The organism is Limosilactobacillus balticus (assembly GCF_014145615.1).
Classification (GTDB): domain Bacteria; phylum Bacillota; class Bacilli; order Lactobacillales; family Lactobacillaceae; genus Limosilactobacillus; species Limosilactobacillus balticus.
The window spans coordinates 204,811-226,904 of sequence record NZ_JACIVH010000042.1; the positions used below are offsets into that span (position 1 = coordinate 204,811).

Annotated in this window: 21 protein-coding genes and 1 other annotated feature; of the genes, 12 read left to right on the plus strand and 9 right to left on the minus strand. The window is 37.5% G+C overall.

Annotated elements, in window-relative coordinates; all coding sequences use genetic code 11:
* Positions 1-12 precede the first annotated feature (12 nt).
* Both H5S10_RS01820 and H5S10_RS01825 read right to left on the minus strand, forming a co-directional pair.
* On the minus strand, positions 13-2,544 hold the full coding sequence (locus H5S10_RS01820) for a M1 family metallopeptidase (protein ID WP_182588531.1): 2,532 nt from the start codon (positions 2,542-2,544) through the stop codon (positions 13-15).
* 146 nt (positions 2,545-2,690) lie between these two features.
* Positions 2,691-3,332, minus strand: coding sequence for an SDR family oxidoreductase (locus tag H5S10_RS01825; RefSeq protein WP_182588532.1), 642 nt, complete (start codon positions 3,330-3,332; stop codon positions 2,691-2,693).
* A gap of 216 nt (positions 3,333-3,548) precedes the next feature.
* Between H5S10_RS01825 and H5S10_RS01830 the strand changes: the two genes are divergently transcribed.
* The 3 genes from H5S10_RS01830 to H5S10_RS01840 all read left to right on the plus strand — a co-directional run bounded on the left by H5S10_RS01830 (position 3,549) and on the right by H5S10_RS01840 (position 7,521).
* Complete coding sequence (locus H5S10_RS01830; RefSeq protein ID WP_182588533.1) at positions 3,549-4,871, plus strand: C1 family peptidase; 1,323 nt, start codon at positions 3,549-3,551, stop codon at positions 4,869-4,871.
* 149 nt (positions 4,872-5,020) lie between these two features.
* On the plus strand, positions 5,021-6,196 hold the full coding sequence (locus tag H5S10_RS01835) for an MFS transporter (RefSeq protein ID WP_182588534.1): 1,176 nt from the start codon (positions 5,021-5,023) through the stop codon (positions 6,194-6,196).
* 11 nt (positions 6,197-6,207) lie between these two features.
* Positions 6,208-7,521 carry a hypothetical protein gene (locus tag H5S10_RS01840; protein ID WP_182588535.1) on the plus strand — a complete coding sequence of 438 codons (1,314 nt, stop codon included), beginning with the start codon at positions 6,208-6,210 and terminating at the stop codon, positions 7,519-7,521.
* Here the strand turns inward: H5S10_RS01840 and H5S10_RS01845 are convergent.
* Entirely contained in the window at positions 7,514-7,966 is a 453-nt protein-coding gene (locus tag H5S10_RS01845) for a winged helix-turn-helix transcriptional regulator (protein ID WP_182588536.1), read from the minus strand. The two genes, H5S10_RS01840 and H5S10_RS01845, sit on opposite strands and share 8 nt — an antisense overlap.
* Positions 7,967-8,030: 64 nt before the next feature.
* Positions 8,031-8,633: a nitroreductase family protein gene (locus H5S10_RS01850; protein ID WP_182588537.1), complete on the minus strand. Its 603-nt coding sequence runs from the start codon at positions 8,631-8,633 to the stop codon at positions 8,031-8,033.
* 97 nt (positions 8,634-8,730) lie between these two features.
* Here H5S10_RS01850 and H5S10_RS01855 point away from each other — a divergent pair, with 97 nt between their 5' ends.
* From H5S10_RS01855 to H5S10_RS01880, 6 genes are all read left to right on the plus strand, one after another.
* Positions 8,731-9,042, plus strand: a complete 312-nt coding sequence (locus H5S10_RS01855) for a winged helix-turn-helix transcriptional regulator (protein ID WP_182588538.1) — start codon at positions 8,731-8,733, stop codon at positions 9,040-9,042.
* 128 nt (positions 9,043-9,170) lie between these two features.
* Positions 9,171-9,827, plus strand: a complete 657-nt coding sequence (locus H5S10_RS01860) for an NAD(P)H-binding protein (RefSeq protein WP_182588539.1) — start codon at positions 9,171-9,173, stop codon at positions 9,825-9,827.
* Between the two features lie 178 nt (positions 9,828-10,005).
* On the plus strand, positions 10,006-10,443 hold the full coding sequence (locus tag H5S10_RS01865) for a GNAT family N-acetyltransferase (RefSeq protein WP_182588540.1): 438 nt from the start codon (positions 10,006-10,008) through the stop codon (positions 10,441-10,443).
* 128 nt (positions 10,444-10,571) lie between these two features.
* Entirely contained in the window at positions 10,572-10,805 is a 234-nt protein-coding gene (locus H5S10_RS01870) for a cytochrome b5 domain-containing protein (protein WP_182587237.1), read from the plus strand.
* A 143-nt stretch (positions 10,806-10,948) separates the two neighbouring features.
* Positions 10,949-11,167 (plus strand): cytochrome b5 domain-containing protein, encoded by a 219-nt coding sequence (locus tag H5S10_RS01875; protein ID WP_182587236.1) that lies wholly within the window; start codon positions 10,949-10,951, stop codon positions 11,165-11,167.
* Between the two features lie 12 nt (positions 11,168-11,179).
* Positions 11,180-11,425 carry a cytochrome b5 domain-containing protein gene (locus H5S10_RS01880; protein ID WP_182587235.1) on the plus strand — a complete coding sequence of 82 codons (246 nt, stop codon included), beginning with the start codon at positions 11,180-11,182 and terminating at the stop codon, positions 11,423-11,425.
* A 164-nt stretch (positions 11,426-11,589) separates the two neighbouring features.
* Here the strand turns inward: H5S10_RS01880 and H5S10_RS01885 are convergent, their stop codons facing one another.
* Positions 11,590-12,726, minus strand: coding sequence for a 5-methyltetrahydropteroyltriglutamate--homocysteine S-methyltransferase (locus H5S10_RS01885; RefSeq protein WP_182588541.1), 1,137 nt, complete (start codon positions 12,724-12,726; stop codon positions 11,590-11,592).
* A 470-nt stretch (positions 12,727-13,196) separates the two neighbouring features.
* Positions 13,197-13,432 (plus strand) — a binding site (T-box leader).
* A gap of 56 nt (positions 13,433-13,488) precedes the next feature.
* Between H5S10_RS01885 and H5S10_RS01890 the strand changes: the two genes are divergently transcribed.
* On the plus strand, positions 13,489-14,445 hold the full coding sequence (locus H5S10_RS01890; RefSeq protein ID WP_182588542.1) for a ketopantoate reductase family protein: 957 nt from the start codon (positions 13,489-13,491) through the stop codon (positions 14,443-14,445).
* Between the two features lie 65 nt (positions 14,446-14,510).
* Here H5S10_RS01890 and H5S10_RS01895 read toward each other — a convergent pair whose 3' ends face one another.
* Positions 14,511-15,905 (minus strand): APC family permease, encoded by a 1,395-nt coding sequence (locus H5S10_RS01895; protein ID WP_182588543.1) that lies wholly within the window; start codon positions 15,903-15,905, stop codon positions 14,511-14,513.
* Positions 15,906-16,134: 229 nt separating this feature from the next.
* Between H5S10_RS01895 and H5S10_RS01900 the strand changes: the two genes are divergently transcribed.
* Both H5S10_RS01900 and H5S10_RS01905 read left to right on the plus strand, forming a co-directional pair.
* Positions 16,135-17,427: an alkaline phosphatase family protein gene (locus H5S10_RS01900; RefSeq protein WP_182588544.1), complete on the plus strand. Its 1,293-nt coding sequence runs from the start codon at positions 16,135-16,137 to the stop codon at positions 17,425-17,427.
* Between the two features lie 9 nt (positions 17,428-17,436).
* On the plus strand, positions 17,437-18,681 hold the full coding sequence (locus H5S10_RS01905; RefSeq protein WP_182588545.1) for an MFS transporter: 1,245 nt from the start codon (positions 17,437-17,439) through the stop codon (positions 18,679-18,681).
* A gap of 44 nt (positions 18,682-18,725) precedes the next feature.
* Here the strand turns inward: H5S10_RS01905 and H5S10_RS10385 are convergent, their stop codons facing one another.
* From H5S10_RS10385 to H5S10_RS01915, 3 genes are all read right to left on the minus strand, one after another.
* On the minus strand, positions 18,726-18,860 hold the full coding sequence (locus tag H5S10_RS10385) for a hypothetical protein (RefSeq protein WP_266101591.1): 135 nt from the start codon (positions 18,858-18,860) through the stop codon (positions 18,726-18,728).
* 260 nt (positions 18,861-19,120) lie between these two features.
* A complete protein-coding gene (gene thrS, locus H5S10_RS01910; protein WP_182588546.1) occupies positions 19,121-20,926 on the minus strand; it encodes a threonine--tRNA ligase in 1,806 nt (601 codons plus the stop codon).
* A gap of 334 nt (positions 20,927-21,260) precedes the next feature.
* A complete protein-coding gene (locus tag H5S10_RS01915) occupies positions 21,261-21,938 on the minus strand; it encodes a hypothetical protein (protein WP_182588547.1) in 678 nt (225 codons plus the stop codon).
* Between the last annotated feature and the right edge of the window lie 156 nt (positions 21,939-22,094).

Below are 22,094 nucleotides of genomic sequence, written 5' to 3' on the forward strand. Positions count from 1 at the left end.
TAATTAATTTCGTTATTGTTGAGCGATTGCATCATTAACGGCTGTTTGTTCTTGGTTAATTAAGTTAACTTTGCTTTCAATTACGCTAATGTCCATTTTAATTTCCCGAGTTAAACCTGGTGTATTAAGTTTAGGTTCAAAGAAGTCTGTAAATTCGTTCAATCGTTCCGGAGTATGGAAAACGCCAGCAGTTACAGTGATAAAGGTAGCAAATTCCATATCGCCACCAACTGTGTCATTTAACCATTGCCATTCATCACGAAGCCAGTTCCAGGCAGCTTGTTGACCTGCTTGATTGGCAAGAAGGCCACGATACCATGCTCGTAAATCTTGTGGCTTGATAATATCGGCATTTTCAAAGTAACTAACGACTTTTGCGATTAATGCTGGATCAGTTGTATTTGGTATTGCCATTCGCAAGTCTTGTTTAAAGCTTGCGTCCGCCGTTTGTTGGTAAGCTTTGATCAATTTATCGAATAATTCAGCACTCCCGAAGTTCTGAACTTCATTTTTAAGAACCAACCCACGAATATCCGCCGAAAGGGACTCTAATTTATCTTGATTTTCGGTGAAGATTTGATGAGCTTGAGTAATTGAATCATTATTACGTGCAAATAGTGAAGCGCTAAGAATATAAGGGCGCGTTAATTGATCATCATTGCTTTCACCATCTTTTGGCAACCAACCAAGTCGCTTTACCTGGTCCTTACTTAATAAATCAAAGAATTGTCGTAATTCTTGCTCAGCAGGAGAATCAGGCTTAGCAAACATTTTAAGACTGTTAGCAATTTGGTATAGTTCGGCGTTAACAATTGCAGAAGTACTATCTTTAAATTGCTTTAATAATGGAATCAATGATGCATATGATACTTGCTGTCCTTGGGCGAGTAACCGCAGATCCTGAAGAAGTTGGCGCTGAGTAATCGGGTCTAATTCATCGGCGTGATCTAAAATATCGTTTAGCAACGTATCGTCATATTTTACGATGAAGTGTGAATTATTACCGATGTTTAGACGGAATGGTTGACTATTCTTATCGCGCAATGTTTGATAATTTCCAAGATTGATTTTTTGTTCAGCCATAATTTGTGGAGCTTCATCATAGTTACTATTAAGCGGGATTTGCCATTGCCGATCAACATCTTTACCGTCACCAATGAAGAATTGCTTTTGTGACAATACTAAGTCGCCATCATCATTAATCTTTGCTGTTACAACAGGATAACCTGGTTGTTCGAGCCATGAGTTCATGATCTTTCCAATATTAAGCCCCGATGCGTCGCCAAGAGCTTTCCATAAGTCAGCTCCGGTTGCATTACTGTATTTATGAGCAGCAAAATAATTCTTAAGGCCTTCTCGCAACGCTTTGTCACCTAAAAGAGCCCGGACCATTACTAACATTCGCGATCCTTTAGCATAAACAATCGCACCATCGAATAAGGCATCGATTTCAGCTGGATTGTTAACATCAACATGAACGGATTGAACACCATCCGTTGCATCTCGTTGTAATGCCATTGGAGCTTCTGAAGTTTGGAAAAGTTCCCAAATATGCCAGTCGGGCTGGAGAGCATCGACGGCAACATATTCCATCATATTAGCAAAACTTTCATTGAGCCATAAGTCATCCCACCACTTCATTGTTACAAGATCACCAAACCACTGGTGGGCTAGTTCATGTGTGATAACAGTTGCAACTAATTGTTTCATTTCAAGGGAAGTGTTATCTGGATCGAGTAATAAGTAAGCTTCTCGATAGGTCACTAATCCCCAGTTTTCCATTGCACCGGCAGAGAAATCAGGTAAAGCTAATTGCCATGAATGTGGAAGAGGATACGGGGTTTGATAGAAATCCTCGTAAAATTCGATTGCCCGCTTAGCAATGTCTAATGCGAAATCAAGTTCCTTGGGTTGGTGTGCTTTCGTTGCGAATACACCTACTTTAACGCCACCCTTTGTCTCAGTAATTTTACTTTGGAGTTCCCCAAAGGCAAAGGCAACAAGGTAAGTGGACATCCGCACAGTTGGTCCAAAGTAGTGGATACCATTTTCAACGTGATCTTCTGGCATATTAGCAATAATAGTTTCGCCAGGATGCTCATCAAATTTAATTGCTAGACTAAAGGTAGCTTTGGCCTCTGGTTCATCGACACAGGGGAAAGCTTGCCGCGCAAAAGTTGTTTCAAATTGAGTCCCGATAATTTGTTTTTTCTCTCCGTCAACCTCATAGTATGATGGATAGATTCCCATCATTGAATCAGTTAACTTAGTATTATAAGTTACAGTAAAAGTTACTTTACCAGTTTGAGGAAGGGTAATTCGAACTGCCTCGGCATCATTATCAATATTAAAGTCTAATTCTTGACCGTCTGCTTGAACGCTAGTGACCTGCAAATTTTTTTGGTTAATTGCAATTTGAGGATCATTAGCATTCCCAGTGATCGTTGTTTTCCCATTAATTGTTTTTTCTGCACGATTAATATCGATAAAAACATCATAATGGTCAGGTTGGAAAGTATTATAAAAGCGTTCGAGTTTTGCCATATGAAAAGTTCCCTTCTTAATTTATTTTTAATGTTTATTATACGGCTGATGAGAAGAATTAGCTAAATTATTACCTAATTTTAGAATAGAAAAAGTTGTAGACCAATCTTATGTTATTTTAGACAGGTCTACAATCTGTAAAAAAATTAAATTTGATCTAGTGCTTCTTCAATCGGCGTATTTCCACTCCGCATCATGATTACGTGGCCAATTGTGTTATCGTGTTGTAGGATATCGGCTAAAGTCTGGGCAACGTCAGGAATTGGATTAGAGGTTGCAGAACCTTCACCGATTTGAATTTTACCGGTACCAGGTTCTTCGGTTAAGTTAGCGGGTTGAAGGATAGTGTAGTCAAGATTTGTATTTGAGATGAGATAATTGTCAGCAAAAAACTTAGCAATATTGTAGTCCATAATTGAAGCTAATGATGGAATCCTTGACCACATTTCAGGCTGTAAAGCATAGAGAGAACTTAACATAATATAACGTTTAATCCCGTCTTTTTCGGCAGCTTGCATTGTTTTAACTGCTCCCATCGTATCAGTTTGCAGTAAATCTTTCCCGCGAGATCCAGCAACAAAGTAAACCGCATCCATGCCCTTCATTAATTCAGCGATTTTTTCAACGCTATCATGTAGGTTCAATTTAACAGCAGTAACGTGGTTTAACTTAATAACTTTTTCAGGATGACGAGCACCGGCAGTAACTTCATTACCGGTAGCAACTAAATCTTTAATTAAGTCAGTAGCGACACGGCCTGAACCACCGACAACAAATACTTTTTTCATAATTAATTGACCTCCTAGATGAAATTTTAACGCAGTCTTTACAATTTATAATTAAAAGTGACTTACTAAGTATGATTTTAGCTAACTTTTTATAAGCGGTAAAGGATAATGGTGATTTCAAATGTCAAAGCGTTAATTCAATAATTTTGTCTAAAATGCGGTATCATTAATAGTGTATAAGTCATTTTAGAATTTTAGGCAAAGAAGGGATTTATTGTGACTGAAGAACACGATTTAACCTTAAAAATGGTTGAAGAATTAAAGAAAGAATTTCATTCACGTAAAGATGCAGAAATTATTGCCCGGGCAATCCAAAAAAATGGAATTAAGGCTGCGAGTGAAGATCCAATGGCAAGCGAACGTCTTCATCGAGCATTTTCCTATGAAATTAAAACGGGGAAGCCAACTAACCAGCGTCATAGCGGACGTTGCTGGTCTTTTGCGGCCTTGAATACACTTCGTCATAAGTTTGCGACAAAATATAAGTTCAAGGACTTTGAATTGTCACAAAATTATCTGTTTTTCTGGGATCGAATTGAACGAGCAAATATGTTTTTCCAAAAGATTATTGCAACTGCTGATAAGCCTTTGCATGATCGAACCGTTGATTTCTACCTTAGTTTCGCATTAAATGATGGCGGACAATGGGCTAATGCTGCTTCTATTATTGAAAAATATGGTGTTGTTCCTGAATATGTAATGCCTGACACACATAATACTAAGGATACTTCAGATGTGGCCGAAGTATTTGACAGTTTAATGCGCAAAGATGCAATTGAATTACGAGCAATGGTGCAAACTGATGCCAGTGCAACGGAATTACAGGAAGCACAAGAGCGAATGATGGGTGACGTTTATAAGATTGCGGCCTACTCATTTGGTGAACCGCCTGTAAAATTTGATCTTGAATATCGGGATGATGATAAAAAATTCCATCAAGTTCTTGGCTTAACGCCATTAAAGTTCTATAATGAATACTTTGATACAAACTTAAGTGACTATATTGTGGTTACTAATGCACCTGATCATGAAATGGACCGAAGTTATTTAATGCCAGCTCAAGATAGTGTGGTTAATGGTTTGCCGATTAAATTTGTTAATGTTCCTTTTGAAGAATTACAAAAAGGAGCCATCAAACAATTGCAAGCTGGTGAAACGGTTTGGGTTGGAAATGATGTCCTCCAACAAATGGACCGTAAGCGAGGCTTGATGGATGCAAAATTATATCATCGCGAGGAATTGCTTGATGTTGACTTTGTAATGGATAAGAAGCACCGTTTGGAAACTAAGCAAGCTGTCGTTTCTCATGCAATGACATTAACAGGCTTTGACATGGTAAATGATCAACCTACACGATGGAAGATTGAAAACAGTTGGGGTAAGGATAATGGCGATAACGGATACTTTGTAATGACCCAAGATTGGTTTGAAGAGTACACTTATGAAGCTGTTATTAATAAGAAATACCTTAGCGATCGAGTAAAGAAAGTAGCTGACAGTGAACCCGTTACTCTACCAGCTTGGGATTCTTTGCAGTAAAATATAAATAGTGAAGTACACACGGAGAGGTTGGGAAACAAAACCCAATCTCTTTATTTATTTCCTGGGAAATCATTTAACTTCCCCAAATAGTTGTATGATAGTAATTAGAATTTAATTAAAATCATGCAAAGAAAGCAGGGGAATTGATGGCGAAGGAAAAATCGATTTTTACAAAAGATGTTGTACTCGTAATGGCGGCCTCATTCTTTTTTATGTTTAGTAATATGTACTGTAACCCATTGATTAACGGTTATGCTCAAGATTTAGGCGCATCAAGTGCTTTTGCAGGTATAATCGTTGGAATGATGAGTATTGTTTCAATGTTTTTGCGACCAATTGCTGGTAATCTGACTGACCGTTTTTCAAAGTATTCCTTAGCTTTTTGGGGTGGCATATTGTGCTTTATTGGGGTTGCAGGTTATGTATTAACGCCTAATAGCGCATTCCTGTTAATGTGTCGTTTGATTAACGGGTTGGGATTTGTATTATGTACAGTTTGCATGACAACGTGGCTATCATATTTAGTGCCATTTAATCATGTTGGCGAAGCAATGAGCTTTTATGGACTGATGAATGCTTTGGCAATGGCATGTGCCCCCGCTGTCTCAATTAACTTGTATCGAATTATTGGTTATCGAGCTGCAATGGTGTTTTCAGCATTATCGGCTTTACTGGTTGTTGTCACAATTCAGTTTGTCAGTAACCGCGCTCAACCAGCAGCACACTCTGTAAAACAAAGTGGTTTCCATATTAAAATCATTCAGCGGGACGCTATTCCAGTTGCCCTTTTAACAGCTTTATTTGCGATCCCATATTTTGCAACGCAGGCAGATATTGTTGAGTACGCTGAACAACGTCACTTACCGATTGCTGTCGGCGCTTATTTCTTAATTTATGCTGTCGTTCTTTTACTTAGCCGGTTATTCTTACGGACTCAATTTGATACTGTACGTTTTGAACCATGGTTGATTTTAAGCACGGTCGCAACAATCTTTTATCTTATTATGTTAAGTGTTATGAAAAATAATATCGAAATGGCATTGGCAGCTGCTGGAATGGCATTTGGCTATGGGATTATTTATTCCGTCTGTCAATCAACAACAATGATGTTAGCTCCAGATAATGAGCGCGGTTTAGCGAGTTCGACATTCTTTCTCGGCCTTGATATTGGAATGACACTCGGTCCAATTATTGGGGGAATTATTGATAGTACGTTACCTGTGAAATATTTTTATCCCGTAATGCTATTTATTGTCCCGCTAGTTATTATTATTTTTCTATTAAACCGAAAGAAACTAAATAGTGCAATTGACCAGCATTAGAGGCAATAAAAATGAAAAAATTAGAAAAGTTGACTGGTGTCTGTAGTTTATTATTAAATTTAATGCCTTTTTTGCTGTATATTTCTCTTACTAAAGAACAATCTGATATCTTTGTTGGTGCTTTACCCTTCGCTATTTTTTATGCTTTTCGGCATACGATTTTATTATTTTGTCGCGATTTAGAATACGATTATCAGCGTCTTGCCTGGATTGGTCTTTATAGTGGGATTATTGGTTACTTTTTAGGGATGTTTGGTGGATTTCAACCGATCTTCTGGGATTTGTCGGGTGTAGGTGCAGGAATTGCTTCTCGACTATTTCCAACCGCAATAAGTCAGCGTAAACGATTAATAAAACAAGGACTATTACCTAAACAGGACCATCTTAAGCCGATCTTTCAAGTTGTTATAGTTTTGATCGGTGTTGGAATAATTGTGTGGGTAAAGAAGCCAGTAATTAGTTTTGCTTTAATGTTGATTGTTACTTTTGGCGCAATGGGATCGATTTGGAAAACACCCCACGCAATTCGTCCGCTACCAGTTCGTTTACATTGGTCTAATTACTTACTAGCATTAATTTTACTTGGCGCAATGTTACTGTTACGATTGGGGAGAAGTTTGGGCTTTGGGAAACCACTTGAATGGGGAACCGCTCTTTTATTGATTTTTCTCATTACAATGATCCTTGCCTTACTTTTAAACCATCGCCGATTACTTCATTATCCAAATCATTTACGACAACGAATAATGCTTTATGGAGTTTGTGGTCAGTATTGGACCTTATATAGTACCGTTTTTATTGGCATCTTGTATGGCACAAGGATGTATTCTTGGACAATTGTTGCTTACTTATTTGCTTTCGTCTTTGGCGGGATACTGGTAAAGCAAATAAATCGCTTGTTGCGTTTTAAGGATTACCAAATTAATCTAGTAATGATAATATTTGGAATTCTTTTAACATTCTGGCTACCAACATATTTTATTGGCGTATTTATTATCCGTAGTTTTGCCGGTGCAGAACGTAAAATAGCAATTGACGACTATGAGGAAGCAACCCATAATTATAGTATTTCTTCGATTGTCAATTATTACTATGCATCAATTGCGGGGATAATTTCCCAATTAGTAATGTGGGGAAGCTTATTTATTTTCGCTGGACCAACGGGAATGAATAGAATTTTTGGCGCTTTTTCAGTGGGAAAAACAAGTGCCCAAAGCTTTTCAATTATCATGAATACCCATCTTATTCTTGCGGGTTACATGATTATATTTATAATGGCGTTGATTTTTAGATTAGAGAATACCAAAAAGCAAGAACTTAGATAGAACTATCTTTGTCCTTGCTTTTTACAATTTCTTGTTTCCAATGGTTAAGATGTTTTTTAGTGATAACACACAAACCATCATCACCGGCCTGTTTCATTTCGTCAGTACACATGATTTTAGCGTCACCAGTTTGTTTTGCTCTGTTTTCACCCCAGTAATTTAAATAACGAAGGGCAGCATAAAGATTTTCACCCTCAGGAGTTAAGCGATATTCAACGTGGGGAGGGATTGTATTGAAACTTTTACGGATAACGAGGCCGGCATCTGACATTTCACGAAGTTGGTCACTCAAGACTTTATACGAGGTACCTAGTTGCTTAACTAGTTCACTTGTCCGTCGAGGATGATCAGCTAAGAGATAAAGAATAACAGACTTCCATTTACCGCCGATGATTGCTAGAGCGTAGTCTGCTCCAGTATTATACATTCTAGATTGCCGTTCCATTAAAATTCCTCCTTTGACGTTTATGATAATTATATAACGTTAAAGAGGAGGAAGAAAAATTAGTTTACTTGATTAATTTGAACATCTCTTCGTCATCAAGGTGAGTCTTTTCTCTAGCTGGTGCCTCAATTGACCCAAATGGCATTTCGGCACGCAATTGCCAATCGGCTGGAAGATTAAATGTTTGATTAATGGCATCATCAATCAATGGGTTATAATGTTGAAGACTAGCGCCGATTCCTTGTTCTGCGAGTGCTGTCCAAACAGCTTGTTGAGCACCACCGAGGCCTTGTTCAGCCCAGTTTGCAAAATTAGCTGCATATGATGGATAATCATTCTCTAATTGGTGCACAATTGCAGTATCAGTAAAGTAGAGGATCGTTCCATAACCAGCTTTGAAACTGTCAATCTTTGCCTTTGTTTTTTCAAAAGCATCTGGACTCTTAGCAATTTTACGTAAAGCATCTTCAACGATTTCCCATACTTTATCTGATGACTTGCCAAATAATACGACTGCTCGTACTGTTTGACTATTGAATGCAGTTGGTGAGTTTTTGATTGTTTGCTTAACCAAATCAAAAATTTCTTCAGGTGTTTGTGAAAGATTATCACCAAGCGCATAGATTGAACGACGCTTTGTAGTTAAACTATTAAATTGTGAATTCATAATAATCACTCCCGTACATTTATTTACTTACTAATAGTAACTTAAAAACAAAAATATACAAGAAGTGAATTTTATTTCACCAGAGAAAGGAGAAAAAATGGCCAAAAAAGATTGTCCAATTGAAAATACGCTTAAGTTAATAAACGGAAAATGGAAAAGCGTAATTATATATCAAATTAGTAAATATGCGCCCTGTCGTTTTTCAGAGTTGCAAAAATTAATTCCTGATTGCTCAAAAAGAATGTTGGCTCTTCAACTAAAAGATTTAGAGGAAGCAAGCATTATTCAAAAGCGTGTTTATTCGACAGTGCCGCCTAAGACTGAGTATTCATTGACGGAAGTAGGAAAAAGTTTAGTACCAGTAATTAAGTCAATTAACCAGTGGGGCAAAAAATATACTAAAAAATAAAATTTTGCCGATTGCTTGTCCACCAATAATATCTTACCTAAATGTAACTATCTTACTTGTAAGTGCTTACTTTTAATTGGCGTGGAGAATTGTATACTAAAAGTAGAATTTACGAGGAGGTAAAAATAGTGGCAAGAGAAGTTCTGATTCTGGGTGCAACTGGGAAAATTGCTGGACACGCAATTGATGCATTGTTAGCAAATGGTAATGACGAATTATTATTGTTTACCCGGCACCCACAAAATATGAATGTTGTCGATGAAAATCGCGAAACAGTTATTAAAGGGGATGTCCTAAATATTGGAGATCTAGAGCCCGCGATTGAACGAGCAGATGTAGTTTATGCTAATCTACGTAATCCTGAAATTACGCAACAAGCTAAAAATATTGTTAGTTTGATGGAAAAATATGCTGTAAAGCCGTTAGTCTGGATTTCTTCGATTGGAATCTATGATGAAGTTCCAGGTAAATTTGGTGAATGGAATAATGAAATGTTAGGTGGCGGCCAGAAAGATAGCTATTTAGGAACTTATCGTAGGGCTGCCGATGTAATTGAAAATTCAACCCTTGATTACACGATTATTCGTCCAGCTTGGTTAACGGATAAGGATGAAATTGATTACGAAACGACTGTAAAAGGAGAACCATTTAAGGGTACGGAGGTTTCTCGCAAGTCGATCGGTAATTTTGTTGCAAAAATTATTGATGATCCGGCACCATATGCACGAAAAAACTTTGGTGTGAATAAACCTAATACGGATGGGGATAAACCAGCATGGTATTAAGCCTCTACTTGTAAAATAGACTAGTCCATTGTATACTAAAACCGAATAATTTAATAACGACTCGTCTTTAGTCCCCGGATTAAAGATATTAAGAGTACTAGCCACCTTCTACTAGGGCCTGTCACAATGACATGAAGAAGTTGGTTAGTACTCTTTTATTTTTTAGGAGGTTTTTAATATGAATGTTGAAGTAAAAACACTAAATGAAATGACCGCTCAAGAATGGTGTAGATTAGCAGAAGAACGGATAAAAGTATTTGTTGTTGAGCAAGAATGTCCTTATCAAGAAATCGATGAACAGGATTATCAAGCTCACCATTTAATGTTAAAGGACGAGCAAGGAGAATTAGTAGGTTACACGCGAATGATGGCTAAGGATGATGCTCATGCGACTTTTGGCCGTGTATTAGTCTTGAAGCAATTTCGTGGACATAAATATGGTCGTCAGCTAGTTCAGGCAACGATCGATGAAACTAAGCGTCTTTTCCCAAATAAGACAATTCAAATTCAAGCTCAAGCATATCTTAAAGAGTTTTACGCATCGTTTGGATTTAAGCCGATTTCAGATGTTTACCTTGAAGATAATATTCCGCACTTAGATATGGTATTAGATTAATTGTGAAGAAAATACTAATAGAGTAGTAATTTTGAGTTAAAGTAAGGTAATTATCAATCTTGTGTTAGCGCTTCCGTGATATAGTGAGGATATTGAATTGACACTATCAAATAAGGAGGCAGAATATTATGACAAAGATATTTACAAGAGAAGAATTGAAAAAATATGATGGACAAAATGGGAATCCAGCTTATGTAGCAATTAATAATCGTGTCTATGATGTAACGCATATCCCAGCATGGCAAGATGGCGCTCACCATGGAAACAAGGCAGGATTGGATTTGACAGATATTCTGTTTAATTACTCTCCGCATAAGGATCGCGTATTGGCTAAATTACCATTAGTAGGGGAATTGGTATAAGAGGGGCTGGGTTTACCTTAGCCTTTTTTATTTGTGAAATATAATTAAATTATTGCTTTATAGTTATTGGAGTGCTTTTTGGTTTATTTATTAAATAATAGTGCTATATTTAAATTAATGATAAGCTTTGGGAGGAATAGCTAATGGCTGAGAAAGAATTTACACGAGATGAATTAGCTAAATATAATGGTGATGGTGAAAAGCCACATTACATGGCAATCGATGGGTTAGTTTATGATATTACAGATGCTCCTAAAAAAGGAATCAGCATAAAAAAGTTGATGGAAGTCGTTTTTGGCCGTTCAAAAGAAAAAGATGAAATTCTAAAAAAGTTAACAGTTGTGGGAAAATTAGCTGATTAAGAAGGTGGTTAGATGACAAATAAAACATTTACCAGAGATGAGTTGCGTAAGTATAATGGACAGAATGGAGCGGATGCATATATTGCAATCGATGGAATTGTTTATGATGTGACTCATAGTCCTGCTTGGAAAAATGGAATTCATCATGGTTATCAAGCCGGTTATGATTTAACGGATGCACTATATAAGGTTTCTCCACATAAAGACCGTGTATTGGCAAGCCTACCCAAGGTGGGGACTTTAGTGGGAGAAGAATAAATAGGATCGAGACAAAAATCACTCGTAACTTCGTTTTCGAGTTCCCCGTAAATAACAATAGGTCTCTAATATTCGGTAAAGCCGAATGTTAGAGACCTATTGTTGTACTGTGCTATTTTGGGGTATAGTATGACTTATGTCACAGCCTCAATAGGCAATTTAACTTATCCCCAAACTTCTGTAGCAATTTCTTTAACTAATGCAATCTTTTTCCATTGTTGTTCTTCTGTTAAAATATTTCCTTCTTCAGTTGATGCAAAACCACATTGAGGACTAAGACAGAGCTTATCTAATGGATGGAATTGCGCAGCTTCATGAATTCGTTTGATAATTGCTTCCTTATCTTCAAGTTCACCTGATTTTGAAGTGATTAAACCAAGAACAACATACTTATCATCAGGAACTTTGCTAAGTGGTTCAAATCCGCCAGCACGTTCACTATCGTATTCGAGATAGAAGGCAGTGACGTTTTCCTTAGCAAATAGCGTGTCGGCGACTGGTCCATAACCACCGGCGGCAGCCCAGGTTGAGTGGTAGTTTCCGCGACAAACGTGGGTATTAATTGTTAAGTCGGCAGGTAAATTAGCAATTGCCTCATTATTTACTTTTAAGAATCGCTTTTGAAGGGCTTCAAGCTGAGATACATCAGCATGGGGGTCTTTTTTCTTTAGGTTAGCAAAGGCGTTAACAGAAATTCCCCATGTACAGTCATCTAGTTGAAGAGTACGACAACCAGCAGTATAAAGATCTTCAATCACTTGATGATAAGCAGCTGCAACGTCATGATCTAAATCTTCTTGGTTGGGATAAAATTCTTTAGCATTAGCTTGATTTTCGGGACGAAGAAATTCTTCTAAAAATTGTGCTGGTGCAGGAATGGTTTGTTTAACTTGAACGCCATCAGAGGTATGAGCTTGGGTAAATTTGAAATGTTCGACAAAGGGGTGGTTTTCGCCGGAGATTTTTCCGCTAATTTGAGCAGAATCATTTCGAGTTTCTTCGTCATGAAAAAAGTAACCATGCTCTAAGTTAACATGTTTAACTCCTTGCAATCCCCAGAAGAAATCTAAATGCCAGTAACTACGCCGGAATTCACCGTCAGTAATTGCTTTTAGGCCAGCAGCTTCTTCTTGTTTAATCAAATTAATAATTGCTTTATCTTCAACAGCTGTTAAGTCTGCTTGTGTTATTTCGCCGTTTACAAATTTTGCGCGAGCTTCTTTTAGCTCTTGAGGACGAAGGAAGCTTCCAACGATGTCATAACGAAATGGTGATGTAGTACGTATAGTGAATTCAGTCATAGTAAATCGATCCTTTCTATTCGTGATGGGTTCAAGAATTGAAGCAATAAAAAACGTCCCTAGGAAAAATATTTCTACTTTTCCTAGGGACGTTGATTAATCAATAGTTAATTAACGTGTTACCACCCTAATTTGATAGCATCTCACAATACTATCCTCAATAGGTACACTAATGGAAGCTATACCCAGACGTTTTATCGGTCGTCAATCGTGAACTACTTATATAGAATACTCGTAATTCGTGAAGCTCCAAGACCATCTTCGTCTCAGTCTCTTATGTCACTTCTCATCAACCGTGATTCTCTGTAATAAGATTCTAAGATTACTCATCTTTTCTAAATTGTTTCTCATTTATTTGTCATTATAATACGCGGATGAGATGTGAATGTCAAGTCAATTATGACAAAAAAATAAATCTTGACATATGCGATTAAAAGTATTAAATTAGATAAAAATTAAAATATGATTATAAAAACGCGTTGAAAAGAAGAGTAATTATGAGTGGATTAGCAGAGAGTCCTTGGTTGATGGAAAAGGATAACCTGCTTATAATGAAAATCACTTTGAGTGCCATGATGAAATTAGTAATTAATGGTGGGATCAGCCCATTATAGCTGACGTGTTTAATGGAAACATTGAACATTTGAGGCTAATAATGTGAATTATTGGCAAATTAAGGTGGTACCACGTGAAAAGCGTCCTTAGATTAAGTTCTTTAATCTAAGGACGCTTTTTTATAGTCATAAAAAAGGAGAGATAATTATGAAGTTTACAGTTGTTGGTGCGGGTGCAATGGGATTACGGTTTGGTGTTCTACTACAAGAAGCGGGTAATGAAGTTGATTTTGTTGAAGGGTGGTTACCACATTACAACAAGATGAAAGAACAAGGAGGAGTTTATGTAACTCGCGAGCATAAAAATAGACATCTTGTTCCGGTTAACGTTTATACACCCGAAGAATACGAAGCTACAGATGCTGATTTTGTTTTCTTTGAATTAAAACAAATGCAGTTAGACGATATGTTAAAACGTTGTGAACATTTCTTGAAGGATCAATATGCGATGACAGCGATGAATGGAATGGGACATGTTGAAAAATTATTGAAGTATTTCCCAAAAGAAAAAGTAGTTGCTGGAACGGCCTTGGTAGCAACTATCTTAACCAAACCTGGCGAAGTTGAATTTGTTGGCGAACGAGGAATGGGAACAACTAATTGGGCTAATTATACTGAAAAGCCTGATGAGAAGACACAAGCGTTAATGGCAGAACTCAAAAAAGCAAACTTTAATCCATCCCTTAAAGAAGATTTTATGGGAACGCTGATGGCAAAGGTAGTCTTTAATTCAGTTGTTAATACCCTTTGTACTATGTTTGAAATTACAATGGGTGAATATGCGGCATTTGATAAGGCTGATGAACTATCCCGTCAATTAATTGATGAAGCATATGATGTCTGTGAGCGTGCTGGAGTACAATTGGTTAATACGCGAGCAGAAGAGCTAAAAAGTGTGAATTATGTCTCTAAAGTTGGTTGTCCGCATCATTATCCATCAATGTACCAAGATATGAGTCATAATCGTCCTGTGGAAGTTGATTATATCAATGGTTACTTTGTTGAGTTAGGGCGCCAGTATAATTATGAAGCAAAGACCCATAATTTTGTCACTAATTTAGTCCACTTAGCTGAAACTACTCGTCAAAATCGCAGTGTTAAATAGTATTAAAATAGACCTCCAACATTTTAGATCAATGTGGGAGGTCTATCATAATTTAGAAATAAATTTTAAGCGCCTGGAATATCACTTTCATCTTGGAAATTAAATTCGTTTGCATGACGAAGAGAATAACAGAAGTAAACTCCTAATCCAACTAGTAACCACAATAAGTATGTTAACCAAGCATTAAGTGAGATGCTTATTAATAAAACAATACAGATCAATACTGATAAAACAGGAATAACGTTGCCAAAAGGTACCTTAAATGGGCGTTTTAATTCTGGATAACGGTAGCGTAAGATAATTACGATAAGCGAAATTAAAGTAAAGACAACCAATGATCCAATATTGGCAATTAATGCAAGATAATGGAGATCAAATTCTCCAGCCAAGACAGCTGCAAGAAGTCCAACTAACCAAATAGCACGATTAGGACTTTGGGTTTTGTCGTTAACTTTAGCGAGGCCCTGAGGAAGGAAAGCACTTCGACTCATTGACTTCATAATGTTTGAACCAGCGTAGATGAATGCAAAGACCACAGCCATGATTCCTAAAACAGCACCAAGCGAAACAATCTCAGCCACGTATTTATGACCTTTAGCTAAAAGAACATAGGACATAGCTTCAGAGACATTCAAATCTTTATAACTTAGAACTCCTGTCATAACAAGACTAACTAGAATATAGAGGGCAGTCGAAATAACTAAACATAAAATTATTGCCCGGGGAATATTTTTATCAACATCTTTAGCATCTTCAGCAGAAGTAGCTAGTGCATCAAATCCTAAGAAGGAGAAGAAGACAGCAGATGCCCCTGTGAAAATTCCTTTGTACCCATATGGTAAAAATGGGTGCCAGTTAGCCGGATTAATATGTTGAGCACTAACAACGATAAATAGAACAATAATAAAAATTTTGACACCAACCAAGAAGTTGTTAACAAGTTTACTTTCACTAGTTCCACGTGTCAGAATAATCGTCATAAAAAGGATCATCAAGACGGCGGGGAGATTTACATAACCACCAGCTGCAGGAGTAACCAGTAATTTATGTGGTAAATTAACTCCAAGAACTTCGAGGAACGATTGCACGTATCCCGTCCAACCATTGGCTACTGTAGCGGTCGTAGTAACGTAGACCCCAATCAGTGTCCATCCAGCAAGGAACGCCATAAATTTACCAATTGAAACCCACGCGTAGTAAAAGGCACTTCCTGAATTGGGGAGGCTAGTGGTTAATTCTGAATAACAGAGACCAATTAAGCCGCTAGCAAGAGCAGCAATCAGAAAAGAGAAAACAATTGCTGGACCTGAATCTTCCGCGGCGACAATTCCAGTTAAAACTAAAATTCCAGTTCCGATGATTGCGCCAATACCTAGAATAGAAAGGTCGAAGAGGCCGAGAGTTTTCTCATGCTCTTTTCCCTTGGGTAACTGATTTTGCATGATTATGATTCCTTTCATAAAATACTGAAAACTGAAACTTAATTTTACATTAAAAATTGCTGTGAATCAAATTTCACTTTAAAACTTATTGAAAATCTGCAGTCTGCTAATATGGGCTAACCTTTCTATCATGCAAATTTTAAGGCTTACAATGAGAATGACTTTTGATAATTTCTTTCAAAACTAGTTATTAACAATGATTTATTTTAAAATAGCTAATGAGTTTGAAAAGAAAGCAGATGAACTAATGAAACAGCATAAGCTAATTGTTATTTCGCTAGATTCACTAGGATTTCGTGACCTAAACGAATTGCGTCAATTAACACCAACATTAGCAAATTTAATAGAAAAAGGAACATGGGTAAAGAAAGTTGAAGGAATCTTTCCAACGCTAACTTATCCATCTCATACTTCGATTATTACCGGTCAGTATCCGGCCGTGCATGGAATTGTTAACAATACTAAATTGCAGCCACGACGGAAATCGCCTGACTGGTTCTGGTATCGAAAAGATATTCAATCGATGCCCCTCTATGATGTTGCAAAAGAAAATGGCTTAACAACTGCTGCATTTCTATGGCCTGTTACTGCTGGTAGTAAGATTGATTATAATCTTGCGGAAATTTTTCCTAATCGAATTTGGACAAATCAAGTACTTGTTTCGTTAAAGGCAAGTAGTCCGTTATTTCTATATGAAATGAATAAGAAATACGGTAAATTACGGCATGGGATTAAGCAGCCATGGCTTGATGATTTTGTAACAGCCTGTGCGGTTGATACGATTAAAAATAAAAAGCCTGACTTAACCTTAATTCACTTAGTTGATATGGATAGTATGCGTCACCGTTATGGAGTGCGGTCACCACAAGCTAAAGAAGCATTACACCGTCTAGATAAACGCGTAGCTAAGATAATTCAAGCGACGAAAGATGCCGGTACTTATGCGCGAACGGACTTTGTAGTTTTAGGGGATCACTATCAAATTAATGTTGATAAGATGATTCATTTAAATATGTTGTTTGCGCAACAAGGACTTCTTCACCCTCTTAGAAAGAAAATTACTTATCGAAATAACTGGCAAGTCACTGCTAAAACTTGCGATGGAGAAACCTATATTTATACTCGTGGCGCCGTGGATCGAGGAAAACTTAAGCAAATGATTGCTGGTATTGAAGGGGTTGAGCAAATCTATGATAACGCAACGGCAATTAAACGAGGCGCGGATCCTAAATGTACGTTTTTGGTTGAAGCTAAGCCGGGATATTATTTTACTGATGAGGTAAACAGACCAGCAATTGTTGAAAAAGTTGCTCCAGAATCAATTGGAACTCATGATCGATATCGTGGAGTCCATGGTTACGGGCCAACACAAGCAAATTACTTCACTACCGCTATTTTTGCTGGTCCACAAATCGAGAGTGGTGCGACTGTTGAAAATGCTCACCTGGTTGATGAAGGACCAACATTTGCTAAACTATTAGGATTACATTATCCGACTGCAACTGCCGGACAAGCAATTGATGCAATCTTTAAAGACTGAGGTGACGTTGTGAAGTTTACAAGACAACAATGGCAATGGATTTTTTATGATTGGGCAAATTCTGGCTATGGAATTTTAGTTGTGACTGCTGTTTTGCCCGTTTATTTCAAAGCAGTCGCTGATCATGCTGGGGTTGGTGCAGCAAATTCGACAGCGCTGTGGGGATACGCAAATAGTTTTGGCACGCTTATTATTTCATTACTTGCACCTTTATTAGGGGCATTGGCTGATTATCCGCATGCAAAGAAACGCTGGCTTAATCTTTTTACTTGGTTGGGGATTGTACTGACAATTGGGCTTGCCCTTGTTCCAACCAAATACTGGCAATTGCTTTTAATTGTTTATATTGGGTCAATCATTGGTTACTCAGGAGGAAATCTATTTTATGACAGTTTCTTAACAGATGTAGCCGATAATAAGCAAATGGACCGTGTTTCATCGACTGGCTATGGAATGGGCTATCTAGGAGGAGTTGTCGCCTTTATTATCTTTTTAGTCGCAGAACTAAGTAAAGGCTTTGGCGGCCTTCTAAATAGTTATGGAGTCGCCCAATTTAGTTTTATTCTGGCTGCAATTTGGTGGATTATTTTTGCGTGGCCATTATTAAAAAATGGTTATCAACGTTATAGCGTCAACAGTGTAGCAAATCCCTTTATTGATAGTTTGCGTCGTTTGAGAATAACCTTGCATCATATTAATCAATATAAGCAGTTGACATGGTTTTTAGTTGCCTATTTCTTCTATATTGATGGCGTTGATACAATCTTTACGATGGCAACAGTTATTGGTAAAGACTTAGGGATTCAAACAACAATGCTGATGGTGGTTCTGTTAGTAGTCCAGTTAATTGCTGTTCCATTTTCAATTTTATATGGTTGGCTTGCTAATAAATTTTCTACGAGACGAATTATTATGCTAGGCATTATTATTTATTTCTTTATTTGTCTTTATGCTTTGCGGTTAGAGACTTTGGTTGATTTTTGGATATTAGCTATTTTGGTTGGGACAAGCCAAGGTGGACTTCAAGCGCTTAGTAGATCGTATTTTGGCCGTCTTGTTCCCAAAAATAACAGTAGTGAGTTTTTTGGCTTCTATAATATTCTTGGGAAGTTTTCCGCAATTCTTGGTCCCTTTATTGTCGGAGTCGTTACTCAATGGACTGGTAAATCGACAGTTGGTGCCGCTTCATTAAGTATTTTATTTGCCCTGGGGTTAGTTATGTTTATATTTGCTTCGGCTATTAAGGATAAATAAAAAAGGTCATGATCGGGGAAATTCCTAATCATGACCTTTAAAAATTATTTGCGAACATTAAGGATACCTTGACCAATACCAGCAGGGGTGTCAGTCTTAGCTTCAAATGAAAGACCGCTAGCGTGATGTGCTTCTGTAGCTTTACCCATTGCTTTAAATAAATCGTTCATAGTAGACATATCTTATACCTCCAAAATAAATAGTTTTTGTTTTTTATGATTAATTATTATATTTAGTGGCTCAGAAGCGAGCGTTTATTACTATAAAACCTTTGATGAATAGTGTCAATCACTAATTTTAGGTTGTCCAAAACTTCACGAATGTTTCGAAAACGGTTTATTTTTGGTGGTTAAAGTTATGCTAAAATTTTCACTTTCATAAAATTTAAAACAAAAAAATGGCTTTCACAATGTTGTGATAAAGCCATTTTTTATCTTAATTACTTTTCGCGGGAGTAAGAGGCAATATCTTCAAGAATTTCATTCATAAATGCTTCTTGACTCATTTCATTTTGTTCTTTTTCACCGTACTTACGAACAGATACACCATTGTTATTCTTTTCGTCGTCTCCAACAACAAGAGTGTATGGAACCTTTTGTGTTTGAGCTTCACGAATCTTGTAGCCCATCTTTTCGTTTCGGTGGTCGACATTAACCCGGATGTTAGCAGCCTTCATCTTCTTAGCGAGGTCATCTGCGTATTCACCATGAGCTTCTTCATTAACAGGAATAATGTGAACTTGTTCTGGGGCTAGCCAAGTTGGGAATGCACCCTTGTAAATTTCTGTTAAGTAAGCCATGAACCGTTCCATTGTTCCCACAACACCACGGTGAATCATAACTGGTTGATGTTCTTTACCGTCTTGACCAACATAGGAAAGACCGAATCGTTCTGGAAGCATGAAGTCAAGTTGAATAGTTGACATTGTTTCGTCATTTCCAAGAGCAGTCTTGGTTTGAATATCAAGTTTTGGACCATAGAAGGCAGCTTCACCTTCAGCTTCATAATAATCAAGGTTAAGGTCGTCCATTGCTGACTTCAACATTGATTGAGATTTTTCCCACATTTCGTCATTAGCGTAGTACTTCTTAACGTTCTTAGGGTCACGAAGAGAAAGACGGAAGCTGTAATCAGTAATATCAAAGTCTTCGTAAACGCTCATGATCAACTTCAAAATCTTAGCGAATTCAGAACGAATTTGGTCAAGGGTAACGAAGGTGTGACCATCGTTCAAAGTCATTTCACGAACCCGTTGAAGGCCAGAAAGAGCACCTGATTTTTCATAACGGTGCATCATACCAAGTTCAGCAATCCGTAATGGAAGATCACGGTATGAACGAATATGGTGCTTGTAAACTTGAATATGACTTGGGCAGTTCATTGGCCGTAATTCAAGCATTTCACCATCACCCATGTCCATTGGTGGGAACATGTCGTCACGGTAGTGTTCCCAGTGGCCAGAAGTCTTGTATGCATCAAGATTCATTAGGACTGGAGTATAAACGTGTTGGTAACCATCGGCAACTTCTCGGTCAATGATGTAACGTTCGATTGTCCGGCGAATAGTAGCACCTTTTGGTAACCAGTATGGTAAACCGGCACCAACTTTAGGATCAACAAAGAAGAGATCAAGTTGGTTACCGATAACACGGTGGTCACGTTCCTTAGCTTCTTGACGTTTCTTTAAATCATCTTCTAATGCGTCCTTCTTGTAGAAGACAGTTCCGTAAATCCGTTGAAGCATAGGATTAGAGGACATTCCCTTCCAGTAAGCACCAGCAACAGAAAGCAGGCGTAAGTTTTTAACAACATTACCATACAAAAGAATGTCATCATCGGCAACGGCTTTAACATCGCCAAGTTGGTACATTGCTACTTTGCCGTCTTTAGCATTTTCATTGATCAATTCAGTAGAGAAACGATCATCTTTTACTTCAGCAAGAGCCTCGTCAACCGGTACTTCAACAAATTCTACCTTAACATCGTTCTTTGCCATTCCCTTAATTACATCTTCAAGAGCTGGTAATTCGTCAGCAGAAACTTGTTGATTATCTTTATCAGAATCAACATGGAAACCATCTTCATCAGCGACAGCTTCACCAAGTCGAATACCCTTAAATTCTTGTTTTAATGCAGCTTTTAACATTAATGCAGAAAGCTTACGTAATGCTTCTAAACCTTCTTGTGAATCCCGATCGATCTTTTTAACTGATCCATCTGGGGACATAACAGCAACCTGAGCCATAGAAATCTCTCCTTTAATATAAATAAAACGTCCCTGATACTTTCGACGTTGAAAGTATCAGGGACGTTAATTAACAAAAATTAGCGTGGTTCCACCCATCTTTAGGACATACTAGTAATGTCCTCTCTAAGGTGCGGTAACGGACACGATCCGACTAGCCTTATCTCGGCTAATAATAAGGGAAGGTGGTACAACAATCATCGCCACCCACAAGTGCTTCCACTCAAGGCACCTGCTCTCTGTAGAGGGTTTTGAAAGTGCATATCCTTCAATCGATTGTCTTGATTATAGCACGCCCACTTTAATTGACAACCCCTATATTCTAAATTAATAATTAATTATTTTGAGAATGAGGTTGAACTGGTTGTGGATTTGATTGTGAACTAGTACTTTGCGAACTTTGAGTAGATTGTGACCCAGAATTGCTGCTTGCTGGTTGTGAAGTAGATTGTTGTTGGCTGCTGCCTTGATCATGGTGCTCTTCCTGCGATGGTTGGTTTTGTTGTGGAGTTGAGGAAGAGGTAGTAGTTGGTTGTTGATTAGTTGAATGATTTGTCTGAGGCGTGCTATTTGAACGACTAGGCGTTGAAATACTATAAGTATCTTGAGTATCATTATCATCACTGTCATTGGAACTCGAACGGTGCTTATGACTGCTACTGCTACTCTTTTTATGTTTCTTGCGTGATGAAGTACTTGTGGAAACAGTAGTGTCATTACTATCAACATTGATAGGGTCCTGTTGTTTAACTAGGAAAATAACAATGGTTGCAATTAAGACAACTAATAGACAGCCTAAAATGACCTTAAACATCCGGCGAGAAATTCCATATGGATTCTTTTTCTTGTTAGGTGATGCTGTCTTATGTTTATGGTTAGGGGTAGTCTGTTTAGGCTTACGATTAAAGAAAGAACGTTTTTTCTTTTCTTCTCCTGGCTTCGGAGTGTCATAAAGCTCAACCCGAGTAGGACGACGTTTATTGTTGTTTTGATTATTATCTTTATTATTCAATGATTTCACCTCATACTTAATGAGTAATATATCTAGTTCCTTATTATACCATGGAGATCCTAGATGTATTAAAAAATGGTCGACCCATTATGGGCCGACCATTTTTCGTATTTCTTCATAGCTATTTTGAGGGGGATAGTATAGAAGAAAAATAGG